Here is a 25,821-nt window from a genome sequence, read left to right as displayed (position 1 = left end):
CCCGACCGGACTCATTCGGACAATCGGAGGCTGACCCCTCATGGGCAAGTACGCGATCGTCGGCCTGGCCTGCCTCTTCCCCGGCGCCGGGACCCCCGACGACTACTGGCGGAACCTGATCGGCGGCGTGGACTCACGCACCGACGGAGACAGCCGGATCTTCGGGCACTCCCCGCAGGCCAGGGAGACCGATCCCGAGGACAGGCACCGCATCTACTGCCTTCGGGGCGGTTTCCTCGACGAGCACGATGCGAGCTCCCCGTCCGCGGGGACCGCCGGGAGCGGCGACGACGCCGCCCGGGGCGACGGCGCTCCGGGCGGTGGCCCCGGGGGCCCGGGCGAACCGAATGAGTACCTTCTCCCACCGGACTACCTGGCCGGTCTCGACCGCTCGTTCCACTGGGCGCTCGGAGTGGCCAGGGACGCACTGACCGACGCCGGCTATTCCCCCGTGGCCGCGGACGGTCGGAGCAGGCGGAGGACCGGGGTGGTGTTCGGGAACTATCCGTTCCCCACCCCGGCCTCTGGCCGGCTCGTAGGAGAGCTGTGGGACACGGCGGTGGCCGAGGGGCTCGCGGACGCGGGCTTCCCGGCGGGCGCCGCCACCACCCCGCCGACCGGCGGCGACAGCGCCGCCGGTCTGGGTGACGGCCCGGCCGACGGCGTGGCTGCCGCCCACAACCTGTGGGCAGCGGCATGCCCGCCCAGGTGGTGGCGGCGGCGCTCGGCCTGGAGGGGCCACGGCTCACCCTGGACGCGGCCTGCTCGTCCGCCCTGTACGCGCTCAAGCTGGCCTGCCTCCACCTGGAGACCGGCCGTGCCGACGTGATGCTCGCGGGCGGCGTCTGCGCCCCCGACCCCACCGTCGTCCACCTCTCCTTCTCCGATCTGCGGGCCTACCCGCAGGACGGTTTCAGCCAGCCCTTCGACGCCCGTTCCCGGGGCATCGTGACCGGCCAGGGCGCCGCGATGATCGCGGTGAAGCGCCTGGCCGACGCCGAGCGCGACGGCGACCGGGTGTACGCCGTCATCGACGCGGTGGCGCTGACCAACGACGGCCCCGGCAAGCACATGCTGGCGCCGAACGCCGCCGGCCAGCACGCCGCGTACGAACTTGCCTACCGCGAGGCGGGCGTCGCCCCGTCCGCCATCCAGTACCTGGAGTGCCACGCCACCGGCACCCCGCTCGGCGACAGCACCGAACTCGGCAGTGTGGAGGAGTTCTTCGGGCGCGGGCCGCTGCTGGGGTCGGTGAAGGCCAACCTCGGGCACCTGCTGACGGTGGCCGGCATGAGCAGCCTCATCAAGGTGGTCCTGGCGCTCTCGCACGGCACCATCCCGCCGACCATCGGCGTCGAGGAGCCGCTGCCCGGCACGGTCGCCGACCGTGTCGTACGGGAGCTGCGGCCCTGGCCCGAACCGGAGGCCGGAAACCCGCGCCGCGCGGGCGTGTCCGCCTTCGGCTTCGGCGGGACGAACGCCCACGTGGTGCTCTCCGCCCACGACGACGCGGACGCGCCCACCGACTCCGCCGACGGCACGGCAGCACCCGCCACCGCCCCGGCCCCCGCGGACCCGCCGCCCCTGGCCGGCCCGCCGGCACTCGCCGTCATCGGCATGGGAGCCCACTTCGGCTCCTTCACCACCCTGGACGCCTTCGAACGCGCCGGATACGAAGGGCTCGACGCCGTACGCGAGCTGCCCGAGCAGCGGTGGCGCGGTTTCGAGACCGTCGCCGGTGGACCGCTCGACCGGGCCGGTCTCGCCAAGGACGCGGTGCCCCGCGCCGCGTACATCGAGGAGTTCGAGGTCGACGCGACCTCGTACCGCATACCGCCCAAGGACCTGGACCACTTCAACCAGCAGCACCTGCTGATGATGCGGGTCGCAGAGGAGGCGCTGCGCGACGCCGGGTACGAACGGCCCCGCCCGGGTGCCGGCGCCCGAGGCGGCCCGCGCCGGGTCGGGGTGGTCCTCGGCATGGAGATGGAACCCAGCGCGCACGGCCACGGCTCCCGGTACGAACTGGGCCGCAAGCTCACCGAGTGGTGCGCGAGCGCGGGTGTGCGGCCCACGCCCGAGCAGCTGGCCGCGCTCACCCGGGCCGCGCGCAACGGCATCCACGACTCCATCGAACCCAACGAAGTCCTCAGCTACATCGGCAACATCATGGCCAGCCGGGTCTCCTCGCTGTGGAACCTCAACGGCCCCTCCTTCACCCTCTCCTCGGACAGCGCGGTCGGCATCGACGCCCTCGACGTCGCCCGGCTCCTGCTGATGGACCCCACGGTCGAGGCGGTCCTGGTCGGAGCCGTCGACCTCGCCGCCGGACCGGAGAGCACCCTCGCCCGCGAACTGCTGGAACCCGGCACCATCAGCGGCGGACTCCGCATCCTCGGGGAGGGCGCCGGAGCGGTCGTCGTGACCCGGCCCGAGTCGGTATCGCAGGAACGGACCGTGTACGCCACGGTGGCGGCCCTCGCCGTCCGTCACTCCGCAGGTGTCGCTCCCGGCGTGGACCCGGAGCTCGTCGCCGGGGCGGCCGAGGACGCGCTCGCCGCCGCCGGGCTCACCCCCGGCGAGGTCGAACTCGTGGAGACCGGGGCCGCGGACCCCGCCGCCCTCGACGGCCTGGCCCGCACCTGGACCGCCGAACGCTCCGGCGGGGAACTGCGCACCGCGCTGTCCGCGGTCCACGGCTCCGTCGGCGACAGCGGCTGCGCCTCCGCGCTCGCCTCCGTCATCCGCGCCGCACTCTGCCTGCACCACGGCTACTTCCCGGTGGCACCGGGCGGCGCGGATACCGCCCGCCTCGAAGGCTCCGCCTTCTTCCTCGCCGCCGACTCCCGTCCCTGGCTGCGGGCCCGCCGCGAGGGACGACGGGCCGCCTCCGTCAGCGTCACCGGTACGTCCGGCAGCCACGCGCATGTCGTGCTCACCGGCGGCCAGGTGCGCGGCGAGGTCGCCGAGACCGACTGGGCCAGGTCCGGTGGCGGACTGGTCGTGCCGGTCGGCGCCGACGACATCAACGGGCTGCTGCGGCGGCTCGGTGAGCTGCGCGCGGCCCTGGACGGCGACTGGGCGGCCCTCGCCGAGGACCGGCCCGCGCCCCTGAAGGCGGTGCTCGTCGCGGACGACACCGACGGGCTGGCCCGGCAGATCGACCAGGCCCTCAAGGACCTGCCCGGAGTGTGGGAGTCCGGCGGTGAATGGCTCTCCCCGTCCGGCAGCTACTTCACCGCCCGGCCGCTGGGTGCGGAAGGGAAGGTGGCGCTGGTCTTCCCCGGGGCGTTCAACTCCTACCTGGGGCTGGGTCATTCACTCTTCCGGTCGTTCCCCGGGCTGCTGCCGCGCTTCGAGGCGCAGGCCGAGTTCCCGGCCGAACTGCTGCGCAGCGCCTCCTTGTACCCGCGCTCGCTCGCCCCGATGGGACGCCGCGACCTGATGCGGAAGGAGGGCGCGCTCGTCGAGGACATCCCGCTGATGCTGGCGGCCGGCACGAGCTACGCACTGCTCTCGACGGACCTGGTGCGCGAGGTCCTCGGTATTCCGGTGGACGGGGCGTTCGGCTACAGCCTCGGCGAGAGCAGCATGCTCTTCGCCACCGGCGGCTGGATCAAGAGCGCGCGCGGCGACGAGAAGATCAGCGCCTCGCCCCTTTTCGACGACATGCTGCGCGGGCCCAAGCGGACCGTGCGCGACCTGTGGGGACTCGGCGACGACGTGCCGGACAGCGAGGTCTGGTCCACCCACGTGCTCCTCGCCCCGGCGGCGGACGTACGGGCAGTCGTCCAGCGCTTCGAGCGGGTCTTCATCACGCACGTCAACACCCCGCTGGAGGTGGTCGTCGCCGGTGACCCGGGCCAGTGCAAGGAGGTCATCGCCGAGCTGGCCTGCCGCAGCGCCCGCTCCCCGGCCAACCACGTCATGCACTGCCCCGTGGTCGACGGCGTGCTGACCGACCTCGCCGACCTCAACCGCTATCCGACGGGCGACGTCGGGGACCTGGTGCTCTACAGCAGCAGGCACTACGCGCCGGTCACCGACTTCGACGCGGACTCCGTCGCCGGCAACATCGCGGTGACGCTGCGCGAGACGGTGGACTTCCCGAAGCTGGTGCGCCGCGCCTACGACGACGGCTTCCGCTGCTTCATCGAGGTCGGCCCGAGCAGTACGTGTGCCCGCTGGATCCACGAGACGCTCGGCGACGAGCCCCATCTCGCGGTCTCCGTCGACCGGCGGGGCGCACGGGGCGCGACGGACGTGGCCCGGCTGGTGGCCCGGCTGGCTTCCCACGGCATCGCGGTCGACCTCGCCCCGTTCGCGCCGCCCGCCGCCCCTCGGGGACGCGCGGCACGCTGGGGCTGCGCACCTTCACCGTGGGCGGGGCTCCGGTCCCGCCGCTGGTCGCCGAGGGCGCGGCGGCCCCACTCGCCGCTCTGCTGTCCGTTGCGGCCGACGCGGCCGGTGCGCTCGACACGGCCGCCCGGACGACAGTCACCGCCGTGCCGGCCACCGCCGTGCAGCCCGCCACCGTGGCTCCCGTAGCCGCGCCGATTCCCGCGACCACGGCCCCCGTAGCCGTGCCGGTCGCCAGGGTGGCTCCGGCAGCGGTCCCGGTCGCGGCGCCGGCTCCCGCGCACACGGTTCCCGTGACCGTGCCGGCCGCGCACACGGCCGCCGCAGCCACCTCGAAGGCAACTGCGCCGATCGCCGCCGCACCGGTCGCGGTCACGCCGACGGCAGCCGTGCCGATCGCCGCCGCACCGGCCGGATCCGGGCTGCCCCTGGCTCCCGCCACTCCCGCCCCCGCAACTGCAGGGGGCGCCGAAACCGCCACGGAATGGGACTCCGCGATGTCGATCCGCCCCGCCGCCCCACCGTCCGCCTCAGCAATCGAGCTGGAGCGGGAGCCCGTCACGATGATCCCGGCCGCCGCCGCGACCGCGCCGCCGGCCGCCCCGTCGCAGGAGCCACCGCGCCCGGCCATCTTCGGAACGCCGCTGCCCGCCCGCCCCGCCCGGACCGCCGAGGAGAGCACCCTCACCCTGGTGCGCGGACTGCGCAGCGAGATGCTGGAGGCGCACCGTGAGGTGCTCGACGCCCAGCAGGCCCTGCGTGAGCAGCTCGCCGCACTGCTGGCCGCCGCCGCCCCCGCCGCGCCGGCCGCCCCCGCCGCGGCCCCCGCGCCCCGGCCGCCCAAGCCCGACGGAGTCATCTGGGACGAGCACGACCTGCTGGAGTTCGCCACCGGCAAGATCGGCAACGTCTTCGGAGACCGGTACGCCGAGGTCGACGAGTTCCGCCGCCGGGTGCGGCTGCCCGCGCCCCCGTACCACTTCGCGACGCGGGTCACCGCGCTGGAGGCCGAACCCGGCGAGTTCAAGCCCTCGTTCATCCGCACCGAGTACGACGTGCCGGTCGACGCCTGGTACGCCGTGGACGGACAGGTGCCGCCCGCGGTCACCATCGAGGCCGGGCAGTGCGACCTGCTCCTGATCAGCTACCTCGGAGCGGACTTCACCAACCGCGGTGACCGGGTCTACCGCCTCCTGGACAGCAGCCTCAGCTTCGTCGGCGACCTCCCCCAGGTCGGCCAGACCCTGCGCTACGACATCTGGATCGACCAGTTCGTCCGGCAGGGCGACACGATGCTGTTCTTCTTCCACTACGACTGCTACGCCGACGGCAAGCTGATCCTGAAGCTGAACAACGCCTGCGCGGGGTTCTTCACCGACGAGGAGCTGGAGAGCTCCCTCGGCATCATCCAGGGCAAGGCCGTGCCGCCCGCGAAGAACGCCGCCTTCTCCGGGTCCAGTTCCTTCAAGCCCGTAGCCCCCACGTCCCGTACCTCGCTCACCGCCACGGACCTCGCGCTGCTCGCGGACGGACGGATCGACGAGGTCTTCGGGGCCGGCCACCGCAAGCCCGAGGGGACCAACAGCTCGCTCAGGCTGCCCTCCGAGCAGCTGCGGATGGCCGACGAGGTGACCCTGCTCGACCGCAAGGGCGGCCGGCACGGCCTCGGGCGGATCGAGGCCGTCAAGCATCTCGTGCCGGACGGCTGGTACTTCACCTGCCACTTCCCGGACGACCCGGTCCTCGCCGGCTCGCTGGTGGCCGAAGGGGCCGTGCAGCTGCTGGAGACGTACGCGTTCTCCCTCGGCCTGCACCTCTGCCTGCCCGACGCCCGCTTCCAGCCCGTCCCCGGGCTGAAGACCGAGGTGAAGGTCCGCGGCCAGATCACCCCGGACACCGAGCGCATCGAGTACCGGATCGACATCACCGAACTGACCCTGCTGCCCCGCCCCGCGATCACCGCGGACGTGATCGTGCTGCGGGACGGCAAGCCGTCGATCAGCGTCACCGGTCTCGGCATCCGGCTGGTGGAGAAGCCGGGCACCCCCTACCGCCCGGAGGCCGGCGGCAAGGTGCCGGACTTCCTCGGCCGGCTGAGCCCCGCCACCGGTCGGCGCGCCCTGCTCAGCGAGTTCCACATGGCGCACGCGGCCAAGGGCGACCTGGCCACCGCCATGGGACCGGAGTTCGAGGTCTACGCGGACAGCCGGGCCCCGTACATCCCCAACGGCGACTTCCTCTTCGTCGACCGGATGATGGAGCTCGAAGGCACCCGCGGGGTGCTCAAGCGCGGGGCCGTCATGGTCACCGAGTACGACTCCCCGCAGGACGCCTGGTACTACCGCGACAACGGCTCGCCCTCCATGCCCAACTGCGTCTACATGGAGTCCAGCCTCCAGGCGGCCATCCTGCTCGGCTACTACCTGGGCGCCACCCTCCCGTTCCCCGACGAGCAGTTCAGCATCCGCAACCTCGACGGCCGCGCCACCCTCGTCAAGGACATCGACCTGCGCGGCAAGACCATCCAGCACCGCTCGACCCTGCTCTCCAGCGACCAGATGCCCGGGTCGATCCTGCAGAACTACAGCTACGAACTCTCCGCGGACGGAGAGGTGTTCTACACCGGCGAGTCGCTCTTCGGCTACTTCAACGCCAAGGCCCTGGAGAACCAGGTCGGCCTGGACAAGGGCAAGCACGTCCTGCCGTGGCTCGACCAGCAGGCGTCCCGCCCCGCCGGGGTACGCCGGGTCGAGCTCGCCGACCACCGGGCCGCCGAGTCCGCACGCGGCGGCCCCCGGCTGGCCGGCGGCCATCTCGACCTGGCCGAGTGGATCGACATCCTGCCCGGCGGCGGCAAGCACGGACAGGGCTATCTGCGAGGACACCGGTCGATCGAGCCCGACGAGTGGTACTTCTCCTGCCACTTCCACCGGGACCCGGTGATGCCCGGCTCCCTCGGCGTGGAGGCCCTGCTGCAGGGACTCCAGCTGTACGCCGTCGAGACGGGGCTCACCGACGGGCTCGTCAATCCGCGCTTCGCGATGCTCTCCGGCGCGGAGACGACCTGGTCCTACCGCGGCCAGATCCTGCGGGACGACCCGGACATGGAGTTCGACGTGCACGTCAAGGAGGTGCGCCGCACCCCGGGCCGGATCGTGCTGCTCGGCGACGCGAGCGTCTGGAAGTCCACCCTGCGGATCTATCAGCTGGGCGGCATCGGCATCGAGATCCACCACGACGGGGCCTGAGTTCCCGCCCGAGGCATCGAGATCCACCACGACGGGACCCGAGCCTGTCGGGTGACCTCCGACCGGAGGTCACCCGACAGGCGCTGAGCTCCCGCCCGAGGAATCGAGATCCACCACGACCGGGCCCGAGGCCTCGTCCGACCCGACAGGAGACCCAGCATGACCAGCGACCACCAACGGCCCAGGTGGACCGGGACCGCGGCGCCCGCGGTCGGCGACACCGGGGTGCACGAAGCCCTGATGCGGCTCGGGGAACCCGTCTACATCGTGCGCGGGCCCTACGGGCTGGGCGCGGTGACCGGCGGCGCCGTCGTGGCCGGCGGCGAGCACGAGATCATCGCCACCGCGCCGCCGCTCGGACCCGAACGGCTCGGCAGCGCCGCCTTCCTGGCCGCCCACGGTCTGCGCCAGGCCTACATGAGCGGGGCCATGGCCAACGGCATCGCCTCGGCCGACATGGTCATCGCGATGGCGCAGGCCGGACTGCTCGGCTCGTACGGCGCGGCCGGGCTCCTCCCGGAGGCGATCGAGAAGGCACTGATCCGCTTCCGGGACGAGATCCCCGGGCTTCCGTACGCCTGCAACCTCATCCACAGCCCCAGCGAGGAACGCCTGGAGCGCACGGCCGTCGACCTCTTCCTGAAGTACCGGGTGCCCTGTGTGGAGGCCTCCGCCTTCCTCACGCTCACCCCGCACATCGTCCGCTACCGGCTCGCCGGTCTCCGCGCCGGCGGCCCGCACGGGGTCGTCGCCGAGAACAAGGTCATCGCCAAGGTGTCGCGGCCCGAGCTCGCCGAGCTCTTCATGCGGCCCGCGCCCCAGGCGATGGTGCGCGCCCTGGTCGAGGAGGGCGCCATCACCGAGGAGCAGGCCCGGCTCGCCGCGCTCGTGCCGGTGGCCGACGACATCACCGTCGAGGCCGACTCGGGCGGACACACCGACCGCCGTCCGCTGCCCGCGCTGCTCCCCGTCATCATGCGCCAGCGCGACGCGATCATGCAGGAGCGCGGCTACCCGCAGCGCGTCCGGGTCGGCGCCGCGGGCGGCATCGGCTCACCCGAGGCGGCGGCGGGTGCCTTCGCGATGGGCGCGGACTACATCGTCACCGGATCGGTCAACCAGTCCTGCCTGGAGGCGGGTACCTCGCCGCGGGTCAAGCAGATGCTGGCGCAGGCGGGCATCGCCGACTTCGAGATGGCCCCCGCAGCCGACATGTTCGAGATGGGTGTCGAGCTCCAGGTGCTCAAGCACGGCACGTTCTTCCCGATGCGGGCCAAGCAGCTGTACGAGCTCTACCGCACCTACGACGGCATCGAGGAGATCCCGCCGGCGGTGCGCGAACGCGTCGAGAAGCAGATCTTCCGCCGCCCCCTGGACAGCGTCTGGGACGAGACCGTCGAGTACTTCCGGCGCCGCGACCCCGACCAGCTCGCCCGCGCCGCCGATCACCCCAAGCGGCGGGCCGCGCTGATCTTCCGCTGGTACCTCGGGATGGCGTCGCGCTGGGCGAAGACCGGCGAGGCCGACCGCGCCGTCGACTACCAGATCTGGTGCGGCCCGGCGATGGGCAGCTTCAACGCGTGGGTCCGCGGCACGTACCTGGCGGCGCCCGAGCACCGCCGCGTCGCGGACGTGGCACGGCAGATCATGACGGGGGCCGCCTTCCACCAGCGGCTCGCCGTCCTGCGCGGTGCGGGCGTCACCTTCCCGACGGGCCTCGGCACCCGGCCGTCCCCCGAGGACGCGGCGGCCGTCGGCCCGGTGGCCGGAGCCCGGCCATGACCACCTCGTCACTGCCGGCCGACGTCGTCGCCGCGCCCCCGCACCGTCTGACGGCCCTGGCCGGCGGCGGCACGGGGGTGGCAGGCCCCTACCCGCGTGCCGAGCGCCTGGACGCCGCCCTGGAGGACCCCTGGCGGACGGACAACCCGTACGGCTTCGCCGCCGGCGTCGCACGGGACGCCGCCGAGGAGTACCCGGCGGCGCCCGAGGCCCGGCTGCGCGCGGCCGGTCTCCACCTCGGGTACCTGCTGAAGTCCCTCGGCGGCACGCTCCATTCGCTGGAGGGCACCCAGATCCTGGTCCGGGTCGCCGCGCGCCGCGACGTCAACGTCATGCCGGCCACGATGTTCAGCATCTCCGCCGTCATGACGGTGCTGGCCGCGGGCACGGCAGAACAGCACCGGGCCATCGCCGCCTGGGTGCGCGAGGGACGCACCATCGCGTTCGGGCTCTCGGAGGAGCGGGCGGGCAGCGATGTGCTGGCCAACACCTGCCGGCTGGACGAGGACCACATGCTCAACGGGACCAAGTGGCTGGTGGGCCGCGGCTCCACCGCGGACGCGGCGGTCGTCGTGGCCCGTACGGCCGAGCGCGGGCCGGCGGCGTTCACCGCCGTACTGCTCGGACCCGAGGAGCTGGCACACAGCGGCGTGCGACGGCTGCCGCCCCGCCGGACGACCGGCATGCACGGAATGGACTTCGCCGACCTGGAGTTCACCGGCGTCCCGGTGCCTGCGAGCGCCGTCGTCGGGGCGGTCGGCAGCGGGCTCGCCGGGGCGATGCGGGCCCAGCAGGTGGTCCGGCTGATGAGCACCGCGGGCTGCCTCGCCACCGCGGACACGGCGCTGCGCACCGCCCTGCGCTTCGCCCGCACGCACCGCACCGGTGGGGTGCCGGTCGCCGACACCCCGTACGGCTCACGCGAACTGGCCCTGGCCGCGGCCGAACTGTGCACGGCGGACCTCACCGCACTGGTCGCCGCCCGCGCCATCCATGTCGCGCCCGGCGCGTTCGCACTGGCCTCCTCCGTCGTCAAGCACGTCGCGACCCGTCTCACCGGGGCCTGCGCCACCCGCTCCCGCGCCCTGGCCGGGGCGCGGGCCGTCCTGCGGGACGGCCCGCTGGCGGTGCTCGACAAGGCCGTGCGTGACAACGGCATGGTCGAGGTCATCGACACCAGCCTGCTCGGGAACCTCCGCGCCATCGCGATGCACCTGCCGTCCTACGCGGCCGCGTACGCCACCGCGACGCCCTCCGAGCCCCGCGAGCGCGCGTCGGTGGAGCGCGGGCTCCGGCTCGCCGCGGCCTTCGCCCTCGGCGACGACTCCTGCCTGCCGACGCTCGACCCGGCCGCGCTCGACCTCGGCGTACGGCCCAAGGACGACATCCTGCTGGGCTTCGCCGAGTACGCCGAGGAGATCGCCGCGGAACTGCGCCGACGGGGCGACGCCCCGGCGGCCGACTCGGTGACCGGTCTGCGGGCCGACCTGGAGGCGACGCTCAGCACGGCCGTCGACGCACAGCACGACCGGGCGCGCTCGCCCAAGGCGTCCCCGGAGACGCTCGACCTCGCCGACCGTCTCTGCCTGCTGTACGCGGGCGGCACGGCAGCCCTGGCGTGGTGGTTCCACCGCGACCGTCCCGGGCTCTACGGCGACCCGGACCGGGGCGGCACCGCCTGGCTCAACCCCGTACTGACGCTGACCCGTTCCCTGGCCGACGGGCGTGACCCCCGCCGGGCAGGCCGCGACATCGCCCCCATCGGACGCCTGGTCACCGCACTCGACGCCGAGCGGCGGCTCTTCACCGCGCTGCCGGTCCAGCTGTGCGACAGCCCCCGTCCGGGGAACCGCGCCTTCCGGAGGATGACAGGACATGACCGATCTCCACGCGCAGATGGCCGACCTGGAACGCCACCTCGGCGATCCGCACGACCCTGCCGGACCCATGCCGTTCAGCCGCGTCCTGGAACTCGACGAACGCCAGGAGTACCCCCACGAGTTCGTCGACCTGGTCGCCTCCTGGGGCCTGTACGACTGGATGGTGCCCGCCGCCCACGGAGGCAAGGCGGTCAACGTCGAGGACGGCTTCAACCTCTACCGGCTCGTCGCCCGGCGCGATCCGACCTCGGCCACCGCCATGACCCTGGCCAGCATCAGCTACATGCCGGTGTGGATCGGCGGCACCCAGTGGCAGCGGCAGCACTTCGCCGATGTCATCAGGGGCGGCGGAAAGCTCGCCTGGGGCCTCTCCGAGCGGAACCACGGCAGCGACATCCTCGCCAACGAGACCACCGCCCGGCGCACCGAGGGCGGCTGGCTGCTCAACGGCGAGAAGTGGACCATCGGCAACGCCACCGTCGCCGACGCCGTGATGGTCTTCGCCCGCACCTCGCAGAAGGGCGGGCCCGGGGGTACTCCATCTTCGCGGTGGAGAAGGCGGGCCTCCCGGCCGGCCAGTGCGAGCACCTCCCGGACGAGCCGCTGCACGGTCTGCGGGGCCTGGACATGAGCGGTGTCCGGCTGCGCGACTGCTTCGTGCCGGACTCCGCTCTCATCGGGGGCAGCGGCAAGGGCCTCGAAATCGCCCTGAAGAGCGGGCAGCTGGTCCGCATCGCCATCTCCGGCATCGCGATGAGCTGTGTCGACACGGCGCTTCGCACCACCCTGGACTTCGCCGTGGAGCGGCAGATCTTCGGCGGCCCGGTCTCCGAGATCCCGTACTCGCAGCGCCAGCTCGTGGAGAGCTACGCGGACCTGCTGATCGCCGACGCGCTGACCCTCGGCGCCGTGCGGAGCCTCCAGCTGAGTCCGGACCAGGCCAGCATCTGGTCGTCCGTGGTGAAGTACTTCATCCCCACCTTCCTCTCCCAGTCGATCGGCCGGCTCGCCGTCGTCCTGGGGGCCCGCCACTACCTGCGGTCCCACCCCAGGCACGGCATCTTCCAGAAGGTCATGCGGGACTTCGTGATCTCCGACTTCGCCGACGGCAACACCGTGGTGAACCTGAAGAACATCGCCCTGCAACTGGAACGGCTGCTCGCCAACGCCGTCGAGCAGGTCCCCGAGGTGGTGGCCGGGGCCGTCGCCCGCACCGCGCCCGTCTTCGACCCGGCCCACCCCATGGAGCCGTACCTGCCGAACGAGCAGCAGCTGTTCAGCCGGGGCGTGGACGACTCGGTGGTGGCGCTGCGCCCCGCGGTCGCCGAACTGCGCCGGGCGGCGGCCGCCGCCACCGGACCGGACGCGGCACGGCTCGCCGGCGCAGCCGACGTGGCCGGGGAGATCGTCGGCGAACTGGACCGGCTCGCCGCGGAACACCGCAAGCTCAGTGCCGAACTCGGCAAGGCCACCGGGCAGTCCGCCGAGCTCTACGACCTGGCCAAGCAGTACACGACGGTCTCCGCCGCGGCAGCAGTCGTCCACCTCTACCTCAACGGACGGGACAGCATCGCTCCGGCGCTGCGCTCCCCGGCGGTGCTGCTGGTCTGCCTGGAACGGCTGCTCAAGCAGTTCCGGCCCACCAAGCGGGCCGCGGGTCCCGAGGAGATCGCCGAGGTCGCCGACGCGATGCTGCACGCGCACCGCGAGGGCCGGCTCTTCTCCTTCCGCGCCTTTCCCGTGAACGGGTGAACCCACGATGGAGACAGCACCCATGGACCCCGAGGTTCAGCACCCCGATCCGCTCGCCGACAGCGCCGACGTATGGCTGCTCGCGGAGGAGGACGTGGAGCGGTTCGCCGCCGCGACGGGCGGGCTGGAACTGCTCACCGACGAGGAACGGGCCAGGCACGACCGGCTGCTGTTCCCCGCGGCCCGGCTCCGCTTCCTCGGCGCCAGGCTGCTGTCCCGGCAGGTCCTGTCGCTCTACACCGCCGAGCCGCCCGACTCCTGGCGGTTCCGTACCGGCAAGTACGGACGTCCGCAGGTCGAAGGCGCCAGCTGGGGACTCGACTTCAACATCACCCACACCAACGGGCTGATCGCCGCCATCGTCGTACGCGGCAGGATCGCCGGCGTGGACGCGGAGGCCACCCCGGCCCGGCCCGAGGCCATGCAGTTCGCGCCCAAGGTCTTCACCCCGCTGGAGAACGAGGTGCTGCGCCGCAACCGGGACGACCAGCGCGGGCACGCCTTCGCCGACTCCTGGGTGGCCAAGGAGGCCTACACCAAGGCCACGGGCATGGGCATGTGCCGCGGCTTCGACGCCTTCTCCGTGCACCGGCTGCGCGACGGCGGACTGGCCGTCGTCGACGACGAGATCCCCGAACCCGAGCGCCCCTGTGGCAGGTCCACGTGCTCCAGGTGTGGGACCGCTTCGCGCTCGGCGTGGCCATCCGCGCCAGCGAGGACGACGCGGGCCCGCTGCCGGTGCGGCTGCGCTCCGCCATGGCCGAACTCCTGCCGGAAGGGACGCCGTCGTGAAGCCGTACGCCCGCGCCGGGGCCGCCGGCCTCGATGTCCACCTCCGGCCAGTCCGCTATCTGACACCCGCAGAGCTTGCCCCAGGCAGCCGGGAAACGGTTGCATGGAATGCATATCCGTCGAAAGACAGATCAATTCCACACGGAGGAATCCCAAATGGCCCGTAAGGGGAATGCGGAGATTCTGGCGGGGTGTGAACGCGGCGAACAAGCCGCATGGGACGAGATGGTCGACCGGTTCGGCAGGCTCATCTGGTCCGTTATCCGTGGTTACCGGATGAATGACGTGGACGCCGAGGACGTGCGCCAGCTCACCTGGTTCCGGCTGGTGCAGAACGTGAGCCGCATTCGTGATCCGGAACGGGTCGGCGACTGGCTCGCGACTGTCGCCAGACGCGAATCGATCAAGGTCGTCACCCGGGGCAAGCGCCTGGTGATGGTGGGCGACAGCGAAACTCTCGAAGGGCTGTCGGGGCATCACGAGAGCCCCGAGCAGATCACGTTGCGGGCGTACCGCAAGGAGGAGGTCCTGCAGGCCATCGGCACGCTGTCCGAGCAGTGCCGCGGCGTCCTGCGGCTGGCACTGGAGGACCCGCCGGCCTCGTACGAGGAGATCTCCTCCACGCTGTCCATGACCGTCGGGTCGGTCGGCCCGATACGCACCCGCTGCCTGCGCAGGCTGCGTCGCGCGCTGAGCGACACCGAGGACGGCGAGTGGCAGCCGCAGGGCCGTGCCTGTGTCCGCTGCCCGGCGGATCGGACGGACGCCGAGGTGTCCGTTCCGGGGCGGCCGGCGGATCTGGTTGGCGAAGGCCCCGAAGCCGCAGCCGGACAGGAGTGACGCAATGTCTGAATACGACGTCGAAGGAGTGGTGCGGTCCGTCATCGTAGAGGCGATGGGACTTGCCCCGGAGAAATACACCGAGGATCTCTCGTTCTCGTCCGATCTCGGCCTGGATTCACTGGACCTGCTGGATGTCTTCTTCCGTATCGAATGCTGTGTGCCACTCATACTCACCGTCGAGCGGTGCGGACGTTATCTGCAGGGGGAGGTGCCCGACGATGAGTTCTGTGACGAGAACGGAGTCATCAGCGGGCGCGGCCTGGAAAGGCTGCGGACCGTCATGCCGCAGATCGACCCGGAGATCTGGGCGGGCCGTCTCACCCTCGACCGGATGCTCGACCGGCTGACCGTCGGGAATCTGGTCGCGATGGTCGAGCACATGCTCGGCAAGGGACGGCCGGTCCATGCCTGACGGGGAGCGGACCGTGGTCCGGGTGGGCAGCTACGACATGAGTGTCGACTCCTTCCAGCGGCTGGTGGCCTGGCACGGCACCGAGGCGCTGCGGCTGCCCGCCGGGCGCACCTCGGCCGTCGGGTGGACGCTGCGCCAGGCCGCGCTGCGGGCGCTCGCAGCGCCGCCGAGGGTCGGCTGCCACTGGTCCGACATCGATGTGCGGGGACCGGAAGAGGGCCCTACACGCTGCTCTTCAAGGGCGAGGTGGCCCGCTTCGCCGACACGGTGCTGCACGGCGACGTGCACGTGTCCGTCACCACCGGCCAGGGCCGGGTCACCGCATACGCCGTTCTGACCAGGGCCGCCGCCCCCACCGCGGCGGCCGACCGCACCGAATCCGCCGCCGACGACGAAACAGAGGTACGCAGGTGAGCACAGTCACCGAAGCCGCGCTGCTGACCAGCCGGGAGATCACCACGGGCGAGGAGCTGGGCACGGTCCCGCTCTTCGCAGCGGGCGCGGTGGCTTCGGCGGCCCGCCGCGCCGCCGGCGCCGCGACCGCCTGGGCCCAGGTGCCCGCCGCCGAAAGGGCGGCAGTCCTCGTCCGGGCCGCCGACCTGATGCAGGAACGCGCGGCGGAGATCCAGGAGCTGCTGGTCCGCGAGGGCGGCTCCATCCCGGGCAAGGCCTTCTACGAGGTGGGCGCGGGCATCGCCGAACTCCGGCACGGCGCCGAACTCGCCACGGCCCCCGAGACCCCGCACGGCCCCGGCTCCGATCCCGGCCGCCAGGACGAGGTGCGCCGGGTGCCGCTGGGCGTCGTCGGTGTGATCGTCCCCTGGAACTTCCCGCTGCTGCTCGCGATGCGTTCGGTCGCTCCGGCGCTGGGCCTCGGCAACGCCGTGCTGCTCAAGCCCGACCCGCACACCCCGCTCTCCGGCGGCCGGGTCATCGCCGAGGTGCTGGCCGCCGCCGGCCTCCCGCAGGGCGTCCTGGAAGTGGTCTACGGGGACGCCGAGGCGGGCCGGGCGCTCGTCGAGGCGCCGGACGTGGCGATGGTGTCGTTCACCGGATCCACCGAGGTGGGCCGGGAGATCGGGGCGTCCGCGGGGCGGCTGCTCAAGCGCGTGGTCCTCGAACTCGGCGGGCACAACGCCTTCGTGGTGCTGGCCGACGCCGATGTCGAACAGGCCGCGTCCGCCGGCTCCTGGGGCTCCTTCCTCCACCAGGGCCAGATCTGCATGGCGGCGCGCCGCCACCTCGTGCACCGGGACCGGGTCCAGGAGTACACCGAGACCCTGGCCCGGCACGCCGCCGCGCTGCGGATCGGCGACCCGTTCCGCGAGGACGCCCAGATCGGGCCGGTCATCAACCGTTCGCAGCTCGTCAAGATCGCCGCCGCCGTGGAGGACGCCGTCGCCCAGGGCGCCCGGCTCGTCACCGGCGGCCGGGCCCGGGGCGCGTACTACCCGCCCACCGTGCTGGCCGACGTCACCCCGCAGATGGACATCTTCCGCCGGGAGGTCTTCGGACCGGTCGCGACGGTCACCGCGTTCGCCGACGACGACGAGGCCGTCGCACTGGCCAACGAGTCCGACTACGGACTGACCGCCGCCGTCTACACCTCCGACGCCGGCCGCGGCCGGGACTTGGCCCGGCTGCTGCGCTGCGGGGTCGTCCACGTCGGCGACCAGCCCGTCAACCACGACCCCAGGCTGCCCTTCGGCGGCGTCGGCGCGTCCGGCAACGGCTCCGGATTCGGCGGCCGTGCCGCACTGGACGCCTTCACCCGATGGCACACCCTCACCGTCAGCAGCCCGGCCCGCAGCTACCCGTTCTGAGAGAGGAGACCCCGTGGCCAACAAGGTCGAGACGGTGCCCCAGGTGGCGGATCCGCCCGAGGGAGCGGTTGTGTTCCTCATCGGCATGAGGATCAACAGCTTCTGGAAGGTGCACCGCTGGCTGCCGTCGTTCATCGCCATGTTCCCGATGCTCATGGAGCTCAACAAGAACAAGGAGCACGGCTTCCTGGGCTCCCGCACCTGGATCAACCGCACCGTGATCGTGCTCCAGTACTGGCGCAGCATGGACGAGCTGATGGCGTACTCCCGCACCATGGACGCCTCCCACCGCCCCGCCTGGGCCCGCTTCAACCGGACCATCGGCAACAACGGCGCGGTCGGCATCTACCACGAGGCGTATGTCGTCGACCCCGCCCGGATGCACACCGTCTATCGCAACATGCCGCCCTTCGGCATGGCCAAGGCCACCGCAGGCAGGCCGCAGCGGACGGCCGCGCCCGTCGCGGACCACGAATAGGGGGAGAACCCATGGCGCAACAACAAGGACCGGTGCGGGCCGGGCAGGACGTCCAGTGGCGCAAGTGCGGGGCGTGCGGAGCGTTCGTCTACGGCAAGCGGCTGGACCGCAACCGCAAGGTGTGCCCGGAGTGCCAGTTCCACTTCCGGATCCCCGCACAGGTGCGGATCGACCAGCTCGCCGATCCCGGCAGCTTCGAGCCGCTGCCCGACGACTACCGGCCGCGTGACCTGCTCGGCTTCACCGACAGCAAGCCCTACCCGGACCGGCTCCGCGACGCGCAGGCCAGGACCGGACGCAACGACGCGCTCCTGTGCGGCCGGATGACGATCGAGGGCTGCCCCCTGGTGGTCGCCGTCCTCGACTTCACCTTCATGGGCGGCAGCATGGGATCGGTGGTCGGCGAGGGCATCGCCGCCGCGGCCCGCCACGCGCTGGGCGAACGGCTCCCGCTGCTGCTGATCGCCGCCTCCGGCGGCGCCCGCATGCAGGAGGGCGCGCTGTCCCTGATGCAGATGGCCAAGACCTCGCAGTGGATCGCCGCGCTGCGCGAGGCGGCGCTGCCGGTGATCAACCTCAACACCGACCCCACCTTCGGCGGCGCCAGCGCGTCCTTCGCGATGCTGGGCGACGTCATCCTGGCCGAGCCCGGCAGCCTGATCGGCTTCGCCGGACCGCAGGTCATCCGCAACACCATCCGGGAGGAGCTGCCGGCCGGCTTCCAGAGCGCCGAGTTCCTGCTGGAGCACGGCATGATCGACGCGGTCGTGCCCCGCGAGAACCAGCGCGAGTACCTGGCCCGGCTGCTGACCCTGCTCGGCCCCTCCGTACCCGAACTGCCCGAGGGGACCGGATCGGCCCCGCTCACCGAGCCGTTCCCGGCGGTGCGCAGCACCCGCGAGACCGTGGCGCTGGCCCGTAACATCCAGCGGCCCACCGTCCAGGAGTACATCGGCTACGTCTTCGACGACTTCGTCAGCCTGCACGGCGACCGGGCCTTCGCCGACGACCGCGCGCTGACCGGCGGCATCGCCCGGATCGGCGGCCAGAGCGTGGTGGTGCTCGGTCATCAGAAGGGCCACGACACCGCCGAACTGGTCCGCAGCAACTTCGGCATGCCCAACCCGGAGGGGTACCGCAAGGCGCTCCGCCTGATGCGGATGGCGGACCGGTTCGGCCTGCCCATCGTGGCGTTCATCGACACCCCGGGCGCCTTCCCAGGCATCGGCGCGGAGGAACGCGGCCAGAGCCTGGCCATCGCCGAATGCATCCTGGAACTCTCCCGGGTGCGGGTGCCGGTGGTCTCCATCGTCACGGGCGAGGGCGGCAGCGGCGGCGCGCTCGCACTCGGCGTCGCCAACTCGGTGCTGATGCTCCAGAACGCCTACTACTCGGTGATCAGCCCCGAGGGCTGCTCGACCATCCTCTTCGGCACCGCCGAACAGGCCGGCCGGGCCGCGGACGCCCTCCGGCTGACCGCGTCCGACCTGCTGCGCCTCGGCGTGGTGGACGCCATCGTGCCGGAGCCCGTGGACGGGGCGCACACCGCTCCGTACCCCACGGCACTCAACGTGAGAACAGCCCTCGTGCGGACCATGGCCCCGCTGCTCGAACTGGCGGGCGACCGCCTCGTCGAGATCCGCCGGGACAGGTTCGACCGCTTCGGAGATCCCGAACGGCAGCCGACAGTCGACTGGGAGAAGAGTGATGAGCACTGAGACGAAGCCCGCCGCCGAGGCCATGTCCGTCGAGGAGCTGCGGGCCCAGACCCGCCTGCTCGCCGACGAACTGCCCGGCACGCTGCGGAGGATCACCCTGCGGGCCGGCGGGATCAGCGTGGACGTCGAGTGGGACAACGCCCCGGCCGCCGCACCCGTCGCCGTTCCGCTCGTGGCGGCCGCACCGGCCGTGGCCGCACCCGCCGCCGTGGCCCCGGCCGCCCCCGAAGCACCCGCGCAGGACGCACCGCCCGCCGGCCTGGTGACGGTCACCGCCCCGCTGGTCGGCACCTTCTACCAGGCGTCCTCGCCCGGCTCGGAGGCGTTCGTGAAGGTCGGCGACATCGTCGAGCCCGGCCGGCAACTGGCCATCATCGAGGCGATGAAGCTGCTCAACTCCATCACCGCCGAGGTCAAGGGCCGGGTCCACGCGATCCACGCCCAGGACGGTGAGGTCGTCGAGTACGCCCAGCCGCTCTTCGATCTCGTTCCCGTCGACTGAGCGTCCGAGACACGGACCCACACAGGAGGACCGAGACGTGTTCGACAAGGTACTCATCGCCAACCGCGGCGAGATCGCGCTGCGGATCATCCGCACCTGCCGCGACCTGGGAGTGCGCACGGTGGCGGTGTACTCCACCCCCGACGCCGACGCCCAGTTCGTCAAGGCCGCGGACGAGGCCGTGCACATCGGCCCCGGCGCGCCCGCCCGCAGCTATCTGCACATCCCCAACATCATCGGCGCCGCCGTCAGGACCGGGGCCCAGGCCATCCACCCCGGCTACGGATTCCTCTCCGAGGACCCGTACTTCGCCGAGATATGCGCCGACGACGGCATCACCTTCATCGGCCCGCCCCCGGAGGTGATGGAGAACGTCGGCGACAAGGCCACCGCCCGCCGGCTGATGACGGAGGCCGGCCTTCCGCTGCTGCCCGGCACCGTCGAACCGGTCGACTCGGTGGAGGCCGCCGAGGCCGTGGCCGCGGAGATCGGCTACCCGGTGATCATCAAGGCCGCGGCAGGCGGGGGCGGCCGCGGCATCACCGTCGTGCGCCGTCCGCAGGACCTGCGCGACGCCTACGTCTCCACCCGGGCGAGCGCCCAGGCCGTCTTCCGCAACAGCGCCGTCTACATGGAGCGCTACCTGGAGAAGACCCGGCACATCGAGATCCAGGTGGTCTGCGACGACTTCGACGGCGCCGTCCACCTCGGCGAACGCGACTGCTCCGTGCAACGGCGCCACCAGAAGCTCATCGAGGAGTCGCCGTCCGCCGCCGTCTCGCCCGAGCTGCGCGCCCGGCTCGGCGAAGCGGCGCTCGCCGGGTCCCGCGCGGTGGGCTACCGCGGGGCGGGAACCGTCGAGTTCCTCCTGGAGACCGGGCCGGACGCGGACGAGGACGCGTTCTGGTTCATGGAGATGAACGCCCGCATCCAGGTGGAGCACCCGGTCACCGAGCTCGTCACCGGGGTCGACCTGGTGAGCGAGCAGCTGCGGGTGGCGTCCGGCAGCCCGCTCTCCGTCAAGCAGGAGGACATCGAGATCCGCGGGCACGCCATCGAGTGCCGCATCAACGCCGAGGACCCGGCCCGTGCCTTCGCCCCCACCCCCGGAACGCTGGAGACCTACCGCGTCCCCGGCGGCCCCTGGGTCCGCGTCGACACGGACTACGTGCCCGGCGCCAGGGTCAGCCCGTACTACGACTCGATGATCGGCAAGCTCATCGTCTGGGGGCCGGACCGGGGCAGCTGCATCGAGCGCACCCAGCGGGCGCTGTCCGAGTTCGAGGTCGCCGGCCCCGGCATGCACACCACGATCCCGATGCACCAGGAGATCCTCGCGCACCCCGAGTTCATCCGGGGCGACGTGTCGACCGACTTCCTGGAGCGGTGCTTCGCACTGTGAGCCGAGCACGAACACGGGGGACCAGACGTGTCGGAAGACGAACTCAGACCGCAGGACATCGACGTGTACCGCCGTCTGCTGGAGGCGCCGGCCGACGCCCTGGAGCAGACGGGCCGACTCGGCCCGGGAACGGAGCTGTTCGACGAGTCCGTCCGGCGGCTGATGGCACACCGTCTGCTCCAGGAGGACGGGCCGTGGCGGTACGAGGCCGTCTCGCCGAGCCTGGCGGCGGCCGAACTCACCGCGACCCTGCAGGTCGAGGTGCACCGGCTGATGCGGCGCATCGACACCACCCAGCGTGACCTGCGCCCGCTCGGCCCCTGTACGAGGAGCACCAGCGGCGGCGGCTGGCCGGCACCACCACGGAGCTGCTCAGCGACGGGGAGGCCGTGCGTGAGCGGCTGGCCGACCTGTCGCTGCGCGTCCAGCACAGTGTGCTCACCGCACACCCGACCCTGGGCAACGCGCAGACCCTGCGGGCCGCGCTCGACCTCGACCGCGACCTGCTCGACCGCGGTGTCCGCTACCGGACCGTGGTGCCGCACACCGCGCGCCGCCAGCGGGAGGCGCTGGCACACGTGACACACCTGGGCGATCTGGGCGCCCAGGTGCGTACGGCTGTGGTCATCCCGGGACGGATGATCCTGCTCGACAGCACCTACGCCCTCGTGCCGACGGGAAAGGGCGGCGGCGCACTGTTCCGGGATCCGGCCATGGTGGCCTTCCTGGAATTGATATTCGAGCACATCTGGGACCATGCGAAGCCGGTCGGCGGGGCGGGCTACGGCGCCGACGTGTTCGAGGACATCGAGCTGGCCATCCTGCGCCATCTGGAGCGTGCCCGGTCCGATGAATTCATGTCGCGGCGCCTGGGCATCTCCACGCGGACGCTCCGCCGCTATCTCGCCGGGATGTGCGAGAAGCTCGACGTCGAGACCCGCTTCCAGTTGGGCATGGCCGCCGCCCGGCTGGACCTGTTCGGGTCCGGCGACGATCCGGACAGTACGGGATAGACAATCCCGATTGCCGCGTTCGGCTATCTCCAACCCTTCGGACTGGACCACTCGGTGATGCGACACGGATGATTTCCACAGCCCACACCACATTTCTGCCGAGGAAATCCATGAATGGAATCGCCGCTGTCCGCGGGAAACGCATCATCGTTTCTGGCGTATCCTCCGACGCGCACACGTGGAACCTCGTCTTCCTGCAGCTCCTCCTGGAGGGCCGAGGGCACGAGGTGGCGAACCTGGGCAGTCTGGCGCCCGACGCGCTGATCATCGACGCCTGCCGCACCCAGCGGCCCGACCTGCTCGTCATCAGCTCCGTCAACGGGCACGGGCAGCTGGACGGCATGCGGCTGATCAGGGCCCTGCGCGCCGTACCCGGGCTGGGAGGACTGCCGGCGGTCATCGGCGGCAAGCTCGGCATCCACGGCCGTGACAACGTTCGCTTCGGCGACCGCCTCACCGCCGCCGGCTACGACGCCGTCTTCGACGACGGCGAGGCCGGCACCCTCGAACGCTTCGAGGCCTTCGTGCACGGCCTCGACACCCGCTCGGTCGTGCCCGGGGCCGGTGCCGCGGGCGAGGAGGCCGCGTGAACGAGGGCCGGCGCACCGACCGCTTCTCCGCCTTCGTGCGCCGCAGCGCAGCAGCCGGCCGACTGGTCGTGCAGCCGCGCATGGGCTTCGGCGAACTCGACCGGATGCGGGCCGGTCTTGCCGCCGTGCGCGAGGCGCGCGCCACCACCGCGGGCACCGTCACGCTGGACAGCTACACCCGCTGCCACGACTTCGCCGCGGCCCGCCGCACCCTGCGCGAGCGCCCTCGCGACCTGAACGGCTTCCCGCTGCTGGCCCACGGGTCCATCGCCGTGCGGGCGTTGCTGGGGGAGACCGCTTCGCAGGACTTCCCGGTCCAGGTCCGGCACGGCACCGCGCGACCGCTGCGGATCTTCCGCTTCCTGGCGGAGGCCGGGGTGGACGCCACCGAGGGCGGGCCGGTCTCCTACTGCCTGCCCTACAGCCGCACCCCGCTCGCCGAGGCCGTCCGGGAGTGGGGGACCGCGGTGGAACTCCTGGCCGCACAGCCGGTGCCGATGCACCTGGAGACCTTCGGCGGCTGCATGCTGGGGCAGCTGTGCCCGCCCTCGCTGCTGGTGGCGCTGAGTGTGCTGGAGGGCATGTTCTTCCGGGAGCACGGCCTGACCGGCATCTCGCTCAGCTACGCCCAGCAGGTCCACCAGGGCCAGGACCTGGAGGCGCTGGCGGCCCTGCAGCGGCTCGCGGCAGAACGGCTCGCGGGCACCGACCGGCACATCGTCCTCTACACCTACATGGGAGTCTTCCCGCGTACGCCGATCGGCAGTTACCGGCTGCTGGAGAGCAGTGTCCGGCTCGCCGTGCACGGCGGCGCCCAGCGGCTCGTCGTCAAGACCCCGGCCGAGGCGCACCGCATCCCCACGATCGAGGAGAACGTGGCGGCCCTGGAGTTCTCCCACACGGTGGCGGAGGCCGCCGCTGACGCCCCCGACGGGGTCCGGCCCACCGAGACCGGTCTGTACGAGGAAGCCCGCACCCTCGTCGACGCGGCCCTGGAGCTCGGCGACACGGTCGGATCCTCGCTCGTCGCCGCCTTCGCGCAGGGCCGGCTCGACCTCCCGTACTGCCTGCACCCGGACAACGCCAACCGCTCCCGCGGCACCATCGACCGGCACGCCATGCTGAGCTGGTCCCGGGCGGGCGCCATGCCCGTGCGGACCGCGGACGCCGGTGACCCGGCGTGGCCCGCCGCCGAAGTCGACGCCCGGTCCCTGACCCGGATGCTGTCGCACAACGAGCGACGCTTCGACCGCGAGGAGCGGACGGGTTCGCTGCTGGCCGGTGCCTCATGACCGCCCGGGCCGGGGCCACCCTGGAAGCCGTGCGGGCCAGGGGGCCGTGCGCGTCGCGGTGTCGCAGGGCATCCGGGGACTGTCGCTGCGCGGGACCGACGGCCGCTGGAGCGGGCTGGACGCCGACATCGCCCGCGCGGTGGCCGCGGCGGTGCTCGCCGACCCGGAGGCGGTCGACTGGCAACCGGTGCCCGCCACCGCAAGACTGGCCGTACTCGCCGCCGACGAGACCGACCTGACGGTGTGCAACCTGACCTGGACCATGGGCCGCGAGGCCGCCCACCCCGTGCTCTTCGCCGGGATCACCTGCTACGACGGCGAGGGCTTCCTCGTCCGCACCGCGGACGGCATCGAGGACCCCGCGGACCTGGCGGGGCGGCGCCTCGCCGTCCACACCGGCTGCACCACCCCGGTCAACCTGGAGGCCTGGTACGGCGCCCGCGGCCTGACAGTCGAACCGGTCGGCTTTCCGGACCCCGCCGGTGCCGTGGCCGCGTACGCCGCCGGCGACTGCGCCGCGTACGTGCTGGACCGCACCGCGCTCGCCGGGATCCGGGCCGGTCTGCCCCACCCGGCGGCCCACCGCATCCTGCCCGCCGCGATCTCGCGCGAGCCCATGGCCGCCGCCGTCCGGGAGAGCGATCCGCAGTGGTTCCGGCTGGTCCGCTGGGTGCTCCAGCTGCTGATCTGCGCCGAACACGCGGAGGCGTCGGGCGCGGACCGCGGCGCCGCCGCCGACCTGGCGGGGCCGCACGGCCCGGCGGCCGGGGTCGACGAGGGCTGGGCGGCCCGGGTGCTGGCCGCCGTCGGCACCTACGCGGACGTCTACGAACGCAATCTGGGCGCGGCGTCCGGGCTCGACGTGCCCCGCGGCCCCAACGAACTCTGGACACGAGGCGGGCTCCACTACGCCGTTCCCCTGAACTGAACCACCGTCCACAGAGGAAGGAGCCACGAGGCGCATGACCACCGACACCATGTCCACAACCCGCACGCGCAGGGGCGCCCTTGAGCTCGTCGCCGCCATGGGGCTCTCCGGAACGCTGGGAGTCTTCGTCCTGGAGTCGGGGCCTCCTCGTTCAACGTGGTGTTCTTCCGCTGCGTCTTCGGTGCGCTGGCGCTGACCGGGTACTGCCTGTTCCGTGGCTACCTCAGGAACACGGGGCTGACCCGGCGCACGCTCGCGCTCGCCGCGCTGGGCGGGGTGTTCATCGTCTTCAACTGGGTGCTGCTGTTCAGCGCGTACGGCCGGACGTCGATCTCCGTCGCCACCGTCGTCTACCACACCCAGCCCTTCTACGTGGTGCTGCTGGGCGTGCCGTTCTTCCGGACCGGGCTCGACCGGTACCGCGTCGGCTGGATCGTGGTGGCCTTCGTCGGAGTGCTGCTGGTGGCGGACGTCTCGACGGCCGACCTGACCGGCGGGAGCGGATACCTGCTGGGCGTCGGCCAGGCGCTGCTGGCCGCGCTCCTCTACGCGTTCGCCACGGTCATCGCCAAGTACCTGACGATCCGCCCCGAACTCACCGCGCTGATCCAGGTGCTGGTGGGCATCGTCCTGCTGCTGCCCTTCACCCGGCTCGGTGACACCGCGGGGCTCGACGCCCGCTGGGGCTGGCTGGTGGGCCTCGGGGTGATCCACACCTGCGTGATGTACATCCTCCTGTACTCCTCGTACCAGAAGCTGACCACCGACCGGATCGCCGTGCTCTCGTTCGTCTACCCGGCCGTCGCGATCCTCGTCGACTTCGCCGTGTACGGGCACCGCATCGGGCCGCTGCAGATGCTCGGGGTGCCGTTGATCGTCGCAGCCGGGCTCGGGGTCAACCTCGGTCTGCGGCTGCTGCCCGGGGGCCGGCGGCCCGCGCCGGAGCGGCACACCCCGGCCCCGGCTCCCGCCCCGGCCGGCCAAGAGGTGCGGCGATGACGGCCCGC

General features: G+C 72.3%; 20 protein-coding genes and 2 pseudogenes. 21 read left to right on the top strand and 1 reads right to left on the bottom strand.

The genetic code is table 11. The features are described 5' to 3' along the window. The first annotated feature begins 40 nt into the window (after nt 1-40). From LNW71_RS08230 to LNW71_RS08195, 10 genes and pseudogenes are all read left to right on the top strand, one after another. Nucleotides 41-829 (top strand): beta-ketoacyl synthase N-terminal-like domain-containing protein, encoded by a 789-nt coding sequence (locus LNW71_RS08230; RefSeq protein WP_250967638.1) that lies wholly within the window; start codon nt 41-43, stop codon nt 827-829. Continuing rightward, nucleotides 712-2,769: pseudogene (locus LNW71_RS36465) on the top strand (beta-ketoacyl synthase N-terminal-like domain-containing protein); the annotation flags it as partial. The gene LNW71_RS08230 and the pseudogene LNW71_RS36465, both read left to right, overlap by 118 nt. A 1,610-nt stretch (nt 2,770-4,379) precedes the next feature. Beyond that, complete coding sequence (locus tag LNW71_RS36460) at nt 4,380-7,607, top strand: 3-hydroxyacyl-[acyl-carrier-protein] dehydratase FabA (protein WP_250967637.1); 3,228 nt, start codon at nt 4,380-4,382, stop codon at nt 7,605-7,607. 159 nt (nt 7,608-7,766) lie between these two features. Continuing rightward, complete coding sequence (locus LNW71_RS08215; protein WP_250967636.1) at nt 7,767-9,389, top strand: PfaD family polyunsaturated fatty acid/polyketide biosynthesis protein; 1,623 nt, start codon at nt 7,767-7,769, stop codon at nt 9,387-9,389. After that, nucleotides 9,386-10,507: pseudogene (locus LNW71_RS36885) on the top strand (acyl-CoA dehydrogenase family protein); the annotation flags it as partial. The gene LNW71_RS08215 and the pseudogene LNW71_RS36885, both read left to right, overlap by 4 nt. Before the next feature lie 757 nt (nt 10,508-11,264). Beyond that, nucleotides 11,265-11,900, top strand: coding sequence for an acyl-CoA dehydrogenase family protein (locus LNW71_RS36880; protein WP_374119516.1), 636 nt, complete (start codon nt 11,265-11,267; stop codon nt 11,898-11,900). Further along, a complete protein-coding gene (locus LNW71_RS36875; RefSeq protein ID WP_374119515.1) occupies nt 11,897-13,021 on the top strand; it encodes an acyl-CoA dehydrogenase family protein in 1,125 nt (374 codons plus the stop codon). Before LNW71_RS36880 ends, LNW71_RS36875 begins: the two co-directional genes overlap by 4 nt. Before the next feature lie 22 nt (nt 13,022-13,043). Next, a complete protein-coding gene (locus LNW71_RS08205) occupies nt 13,044-14,093 on the top strand; it encodes a 4'-phosphopantetheinyl transferase superfamily protein (RefSeq protein ID WP_250967634.1) in 1,050 nt (349 codons plus the stop codon). Beyond that, nucleotides 14,039-14,653, top strand: coding sequence for a sigma-70 family RNA polymerase sigma factor (locus LNW71_RS08200; RefSeq protein ID WP_250967633.1), 615 nt, complete (start codon nt 14,039-14,041; stop codon nt 14,651-14,653). Before LNW71_RS08205 ends, LNW71_RS08200 begins: the two co-directional genes overlap by 55 nt. A gap of 4 nt (nt 14,654-14,657) precedes the next feature. Beyond that, entirely contained in the window at nt 14,658-15,068 is a 411-nt protein-coding gene (locus LNW71_RS08195) for a phosphopantetheine-binding protein (RefSeq protein WP_250967632.1), read from the top strand. Between the two features lie 30 nt (nt 15,069-15,098). Here the strand turns inward: LNW71_RS08195 and LNW71_RS08190 are convergent, their stop codons facing one another. Then, on the bottom strand, nt 15,099-15,263 hold the full coding sequence (locus LNW71_RS08190; RefSeq protein WP_250967631.1) for a hypothetical protein: 165 nt from the start codon (nt 15,261-15,263) through the stop codon (nt 15,099-15,101). A 51-nt stretch (nt 15,264-15,314) separates the two neighbouring features. On the opposite strand from LNW71_RS08190, the gene LNW71_RS36455 reads away from it, so the two are divergent. The 11 genes from LNW71_RS36455 to LNW71_RS08135 all read left to right on the top strand — a co-directional run bounded on the left by LNW71_RS36455 (nt 15,315) and on the right by LNW71_RS08135 (nt 25,813). After that, complete coding sequence (locus LNW71_RS36455) at nt 15,315-15,482, top strand: hypothetical protein (RefSeq protein ID WP_250967630.1); 168 nt, start codon at nt 15,315-15,317, stop codon at nt 15,480-15,482. After that, nucleotides 15,479-16,891, top strand: a complete 1,413-nt coding sequence (locus LNW71_RS08180) for an aldehyde dehydrogenase family protein (protein ID WP_250967629.1) — start codon at nt 15,479-15,481, stop codon at nt 16,889-16,891. Before LNW71_RS36455 ends, LNW71_RS08180 begins: the two co-directional genes overlap by 4 nt. Before the next feature lie 13 nt (nt 16,892-16,904). After that, nucleotides 16,905-17,369 carry a DUF4188 domain-containing protein gene (locus LNW71_RS08175; protein ID WP_250967628.1) on the top strand — a complete coding sequence of 155 codons (465 nt, stop codon included), beginning with the start codon at nt 16,905-16,907 and terminating at the stop codon, nt 17,367-17,369. Nucleotides 17,370-17,380: 11 nt separating this feature from the next. Further along, the gene (locus LNW71_RS08170) at nt 17,381-19,087 is read left to right on the top strand and encodes an acetyl-CoA carboxylase carboxyltransferase subunit alpha (RefSeq protein ID WP_250967627.1); all 1,707 of its coding nucleotides are present in this window, start codon (nt 17,381-17,383) and stop codon (nt 19,085-19,087) included. Next, nucleotides 19,077-19,589, top strand: a complete 513-nt coding sequence (locus LNW71_RS08165) for a biotin/lipoyl-containing protein (protein WP_250967626.1) — start codon at nt 19,077-19,079, stop codon at nt 19,587-19,589. The genes LNW71_RS08170 and LNW71_RS08165 overlap by 11 nt, the downstream gene beginning before the upstream one ends. Before the next feature lie 37 nt (nt 19,590-19,626). Beyond that, a complete protein-coding gene (gene accC / locus LNW71_RS08160) occupies nt 19,627-20,991 on the top strand; it encodes an acetyl-CoA carboxylase biotin carboxylase subunit (RefSeq protein WP_250967625.1) in 1,365 nt (454 codons plus the stop codon). A gap of 389 nt (nt 20,992-21,380) precedes the next feature. Further along, nucleotides 21,381-22,004, top strand: a complete 624-nt coding sequence (locus tag LNW71_RS08155; RefSeq protein WP_250967624.1) for a hypothetical protein — start codon at nt 21,381-21,383, stop codon at nt 22,002-22,004. Between the two features lie 110 nt (nt 22,005-22,114). Next, a complete protein-coding gene (locus LNW71_RS08150) occupies nt 22,115-22,594 on the top strand; it encodes a methylmalonyl-CoA mutase (protein WP_250967623.1) in 480 nt (159 codons plus the stop codon). Then, complete coding sequence (locus LNW71_RS08145) at nt 22,591-23,886, top strand: methylaspartate mutase (RefSeq protein ID WP_250967622.1); 1,296 nt, start codon at nt 22,591-22,593, stop codon at nt 23,884-23,886. Before LNW71_RS08150 ends, LNW71_RS08145 begins: the two co-directional genes overlap by 4 nt. A 46-nt stretch (nt 23,887-23,932) precedes the next feature. Further along, nucleotides 23,933-24,814, top strand: coding sequence for a transporter substrate-binding domain-containing protein (locus LNW71_RS08140; protein ID WP_250967621.1), 882 nt, complete (start codon nt 23,933-23,935; stop codon nt 24,812-24,814). 159 nt (nt 24,815-24,973) lie between these two features. Beyond that, on the top strand, nt 24,974-25,813 hold the full coding sequence (locus LNW71_RS08135; protein ID WP_308294465.1) for a DMT family transporter: 840 nt from the start codon (nt 24,974-24,976) through the stop codon (nt 25,811-25,813). Nucleotides 25,814-25,821: the final 8 nt, after the last annotated feature.

The sequence above is a fragment of the Streptomyces sp. RKAG290 genome (assembly GCF_023701695.1).
Lineage (GTDB): Bacteria > Actinomycetota > Actinomycetes > Streptomycetales > Streptomycetaceae > Streptomyces.
This window is presented reverse-complemented; position numbering and strand designations above follow the sequence as displayed.

Coding starts and splice junctions, on each gene's coding strand:
- LNW71_RS08190 (WP_250967631.1), bottom strand. CDS start 15,263: ATGTCGGACCAGTGGCAGCCGACCCTCGGCGGCGCTGCGAGCGCCCGC.
- LNW71_RS08205 (WP_250967634.1), top strand. CDS start 13,044: ATGGACCCCGAGGTTCAGCACCCCGATCCGCTCGCCGACAGCGCCGAC.
- LNW71_RS08170 (WP_250967627.1), top strand. CDS start 17,381: ATGGCGCAACAACAAGGACCGGTGCGGGCCGGGCAGGACGTCCAGTGG.
- LNW71_RS08150 (WP_250967623.1), top strand. CDS start 22,115: ATGAATGGAATCGCCGCTGTCCGCGGGAAACGCATCATCGTTTCTGGC.
- LNW71_RS08195 (WP_250967632.1), top strand. CDS start 14,658: ATGTCTGAATACGACGTCGAAGGAGTGGTGCGGTCCGTCATCGTAGAG.
- LNW71_RS36875 (WP_374119515.1), top strand. CDS start 11,897: ATGAGCGGTGTCCGGCTGCGCGACTGCTTCGTGCCGGACTCCGCTCTC.
- LNW71_RS36880 (WP_374119516.1), top strand. CDS start 11,265: ATGACCGATCTCCACGCGCAGATGGCCGACCTGGAACGCCACCTCGGC.
- LNW71_RS08215 (WP_250967636.1), top strand. CDS start 7,767: ATGACCAGCGACCACCAACGGCCCAGGTGGACCGGGACCGCGGCGCCC.
- LNW71_RS08200 (WP_250967633.1), top strand. CDS start 14,039: ATGGTCGACCGGTTCGGCAGGCTCATCTGGTCCGTTATCCGTGGTTAC.
- LNW71_RS08230 (WP_250967638.1), top strand. CDS start 41: ATGGGCAAGTACGCGATCGTCGGCCTGGCCTGCCTCTTCCCCGGCGCC.
- LNW71_RS08165 (WP_250967626.1), top strand. CDS start 19,077: ATGAGCACTGAGACGAAGCCCGCCGCCGAGGCCATGTCCGTCGAGGAG.